The organism is Nonomuraea insulae, from assembly GCF_042656245.1.
The window spans coordinates 4,186-8,548 of record NZ_JBHSPA010000030.1 but is presented as its reverse complement, the minus strand read 5'-3'; the positions used below and the strand labels follow the sequence as shown (position 1 = coordinate 8,548).

Here is a 4,363-nt window from a genome sequence, read left to right as displayed (position 1 = left end):
ACGCCGTGATCAACTCGAAGGCGATCACCAGTATTCCTAGATCATTTTGTTAGGACTTCTTAAAGGGGCTGCGCAGTCCTCTCACCTGCGGCCTCCCCTCACTCAACGTTCGGCGAGAACCCTCAACCTTCCTCGCCAAAGGTCACCAACACCGGCGACCGGTGCGACCTACCCTGGCAAGACGGCGCACTACGACGTATCAGTGGGAGGCGATCTGCATGCCAAGCCGGAAGGATGAACTGGCCGAACGCCGCTTCGCCAAGCTCATCAACCAGGTCAAGGCGATGATGACCGCCAGCCTCAAGCCGGAGTAGCGCGACTTCTGCAGCCAGCTCGTCCTCACCCGCGAAGCGGTCGCCGAACTGGGCGAGGCGGCCGAGGCCCGGGCGAGCCGCGGGGCGCCAACTCGGCTGGAAGGTACGCGCCCACGCCATCGACGACGGAGCGCTGTTCATCATTGATGGCCGCAACCCGCCCCAGGAGGTCCGGGGAACTGGCGGCCCGCCGTTCCGCCGAGGCCGTCTCGGCCGTCATCGCCAACGCCCAAGCCGAGGCCCGCATGCTCCGCACCAGCGCGCCCAGCACTCTGCCCCTACGTAACCCGGATGAGGGCCTCTGACCAGCCGCACTGCAGCCCGAACCCGGCAGAGATGATCCAGAACCAACACGGGTCCGCGCTTCGGTCCACCGCTTGACGCAACCTTGACCCGTGACTTTCGGCCGCATCCGGTTACCGCAGGTCAACACCACTTTCCGGGCGCGACGTCATGGGACGCGCTTGTCGTCAACCCGACGCGCACAAGCCCGGCATTTTGGTGTTTTCGCAGGTCATCCATGGTTCCGGAGCGTGACCCCAAACTGGCGTGATCTTTGCCGTGCCCGATGTCTGATCATTTCCTGCCCGATTCCTGTCCGGCCTCTCTGGCGACATGGCGACGTCCGAACCGAACACGCCTCATCGGGAGCCTCGCCATGTCTCACCCTTCGCTCCGCCTCGCCACGGACGCCACCACCAACCCGGCCGCCACCGGCCCGATCCTGACCGGCCCGGCCGCCGACCGGGCCGACCTGAACAGTGCGCCCACGGCCCGCTGGGTCGAAGCGTTGCCCACCGTCGACCTCGACGCGGACACCACGCAGCCCAACGAGGGCACCGGCAGCCGCGGCGGTAGCCCATGCAGCCGGGGCGGGTCGCTGCCGCTGGATGTGGCCGAGCACGCTTTCACCCTGCTCATGCGCGGCCCCGCCCCGCTCTCGCTCGATGGCGCGCTGCTCGGGCACGGGCTTCCGGCCCGGCCGATCCCGCTGAACGAGCTGCAGGCGATGCTGCTGCACCCGTCCTGCTCCCGCACCACCCGTGACCACGTGTGGCGGCACCTCATCGGCCAGGCCCGCACCCACCGGGGAGCGTGGATGGTCGCCGCCGTCGCCCTGGCGATCCCGATGCTGCGCCGCCTCATCACCGCCCTCGCCGGCAAGACCGTGGTTGAGCGGATCGACCGCGAAGACCTGGAAGCCGACGTGCTCACGGCCTACATGGAGGCCCTCTGCCGGGTGAACCTGGCCTGGTCCCACCCGCTGCTCCGGGTCTCCCGGCTGACCCACATCGCGGTCATCCGCGTCCACGCCGCCGACCGACCCGGCCCGCTGGCCGACCCCGACCTGTCCGACCGCGCCGACAGCGGCCAGCAGCCGCTCACCTACCCGGCCGGCCATCCTGACGTGTTCCTGGCCGAGGCGGTCGCCCAGCAGATCATCACCGAACTGGAGGCGGAGCTGATCTGTTTCACCCGGTTGGAGGGCGTGTCGCTCAGCTCCTATTGCCGCCGCCGCGGCCTGCTCTACTGCGCCGCGCTCAAGCGCCGCCAGCGCGCCGAAACCGCGCTGCATCAGGCGCTCCAGCGCGGCGACCTGTAGCGATCGCACGGCGAGCAGCCAGCAAAGACTGCGCAAAATCCGCTGGCCCCGATGTCCTATCTCGGCCTTTCACCCAGGTCTTTTAACCGGTGAGAAGGCAGCGCGGAGGGCGCCGCGGCTCCGGCAGCGAGGACCTGTACCTGGTCACCGGTCCCTGTCACCCGGCCCAACCCACCAGCCCATCCCGCTGAAGGAGGACGCCCACCGGCCCCGCAGCCGGACCCGGCACCTCCGCGCCGCCCTCTCACCGCACCGCCCAACCGCATCCAGCACGACCCGTTCAGGAAGGCAGCACATGACATCCCGCCCACGCCGCACCCGCTCCTCATCCCAGGCCCACAGCCTCAAAGTCCTGCTCATCGCCCTGACGATCCTCGGCTGCATCGTCCTGGGCACCCTGCTCGAATACGCCCTCGCCATCGCGGCCACCACCAACGCCGACGCCGCCGGACTCCTCCCAGCCTCCGGCCGGGTTCTGGCCGCGCCGGCCTCGCTGAACGCGGTGATCGACAACCTGCGCAACGTCATCGTCGGCCTGCTCGTCGCCCTGGCCACGCTGTTCCTGACCGTGGGCGGGGTGCGCTACATCCTGGCCGGCGGCGACCCCGGCGAGGTGGAAGCGGCCAAGAAAAGACCCTGCGCTACGCCGCCCTCGGCTACGGCATCGCCGTTCTGGCCCCGCTGCTGGTCAGCGTCCTCAAAGGCATCGTCGGTTCCTCATGACTCGCCACCCGCCACCTCGCCGGCGCAGGACGAGCACGCTCCTGGCCATCACATGCCGTGGCATCGTGCAGATCTTCACGATCATCGCCATCACGCTGACCGTCACGGCTGCCCTGGCCGCCGCGGAGCCGAGCCCTCCCGTCGTCCCCGCGCCGACCTCGAACCCGCAGCCCACACCGCCCACTGCACCCGCACCCACGCCGACCCCAACGGTGCCGACGGGGCCGATGCTGACGCCGCCGGTCCAGCCGAACCCGAACCCGAGCACCGAGCCCACAGCTCCCGCCTCGAAACCGAAACCGGCACCTGGACCTGAGCAGGCCAGCGGGGCGGAGGAGTGCGGCTGGCTGGACTTCGGCTGCAAGCTCAACCGGGCATTGAACGGCTGGTTCGGCCTCATCGTCACCGAGGCGATCCAGCCGACCTTCCACATCGTCGGCACGCTGCTGCTGTCGACACCACCGCCGGACATGCTGGGGCGCGTCCAGGAGCTGTCGGCACATGTACGGGTGGTGGCCAACACCCTGCTCGCGCTGTTCGTGCTCGCCGGCGGGGTGATCGTGATGGCGTACGGCAGCGTGCAAACCTCCACCACCGCCGCCGAGGTCGCGCCGCGCGTGGTGGTCGCCGTGATCGCGCTCAACTTTTCGCTGACCGTCTGCCAGTACGCCATCGAGCTGGCCAACGGCCTGGTCGCGGCGCTGCTTCAGGAGGGGGTGGACGGGCGGCGGGCCGGCGACCTGATTGCCAACAAACTCGCCAACCCGGTCGGCCAGCTGCAGGCCCCGCAGATGTTCCTGATCTGGATGATCGGCCTGGCCGTGGTGATGGGCCTGATCCTGGCGTTCATCGCGGTCATAAGAGTCGCGCTGCTGCTGTTCCTGATGATCGCGGCGCCGCTCGCCCTGCTGTGTCACGCGCTGCCGCAGACCGAGCACATCGCCCGGCTGTGGTGGCGCGCCTTCACCGGCGTCCTGGCCATGCAGGTACTCCAGGCGCTCGTGCTCATCCTGGCGTTCAAGGTGTACTTCACCGACTCCACCGACGCCTTCGCCACCCCGGCCGGCGACCTCGCCGTGGCGGCGGTCAAACCGGCGGTCATGCGCGCCATCGACACCCTGGTCCTGATCGGCCTGCTGTTCATCCTGATCAAGATCCCCGGCTGGGTGGCCCGCTCGGTCTGGCAGCCCGCCCAACCCCAGCTGCTGACCCGTCTGGTCAAAGCCTTGATCGTCTACAAGAGCCTCGGCCTAGCCAGAGCCGCGCTGACCAAGGGTGGCCGGGCGGCCCGCACCGCCACGAAGAACGCCAGGGCCGGGGCCGCGCAGCGGCGCCACCGTCCACTCGGCGCTGCAGGCGGGGCACGGCGTGGCCCCGCCCGGCCCCGGCCGCACGGCGGCCCACGCAGACCACAGCCGACGAGCGGGCCCGCCGCCACGGGAGGAACACCGGTGAACACACCCAACCCATCCGCTCAACACGGCCCCCAGCAGCTCCAGTTGCCGCTGAACCTCCCACCCACGCCGCGCACAGGTGCACGGCCCACCGGATCGGCCGCCGCGCGGGGGCGTCAGCTGGCGTTGCCGTTCCCGGTCACCCGCGTGCCCCGCCCACCCACGCCGCCCGCCCCGGCCGCGCCGAGCGGCCCGTGGATCCGGCCGAAACCGCCCTGGGCGCAGCCGATGCTGCCCGGCATGCCCACCCGTCCGGCCCGGCCTCGGCA

At 70.1% G+C, this 4,363-nt stretch carries 4 protein-coding genes; all 4 read left to right on the top strand.

Translation table 11 applies throughout. The annotated features are described in order from the left end of the window. Positions 1-460: 460 nt before the first annotated feature. Positions 461-619: a hypothetical protein gene (locus ACFPZ3_RS27195; protein WP_379517072.1), complete on the top strand. Its 159-nt coding sequence runs from the start codon at positions 461-463 to the stop codon at positions 617-619. A gap of 353 nt (positions 620-972) precedes the next feature. Further along, on the top strand, positions 973-1,917 hold the full coding sequence (locus tag ACFPZ3_RS27190) for a hypothetical protein (RefSeq protein ID WP_379517071.1): 945 nt from the start codon (positions 973-975) through the stop codon (positions 1,915-1,917). Positions 1,918-2,212: 295 nt separating this feature from the next. Further along, positions 2,213-2,956 (top strand): pilin, encoded by a 744-nt coding sequence (locus tag ACFPZ3_RS27185; protein WP_379517070.1) that lies wholly within the window; start codon positions 2,213-2,215, stop codon positions 2,954-2,956. Beyond that, positions 2,868-4,363, top strand: a 1,496-nt coding sequence (locus ACFPZ3_RS27180) for a TrbL/VirB6 family protein (protein WP_465263572.1), incomplete at its 3' end; no start/stop codon positions are given. The genes ACFPZ3_RS27185 and ACFPZ3_RS27180, both read left to right, overlap by 89 nt.

Coding starts and splice junctions, on each gene's coding strand:
- ACFPZ3_RS27185 (WP_379517070.1), top strand. CDS start 2,213: ATGACATCCCGCCCACGCCGCACCCGCTCCTCATCCCAGGCCCACAGC.
- ACFPZ3_RS27195 (WP_379517072.1), top strand. CDS start 461: ATGGCCGCAACCCGCCCCAGGAGGTCCGGGGAACTGGCGGCCCGCCGT.
- ACFPZ3_RS27190 (WP_379517071.1), top strand. CDS start 973: ATGTCTCACCCTTCGCTCCGCCTCGCCACGGACGCCACCACCAACCCG.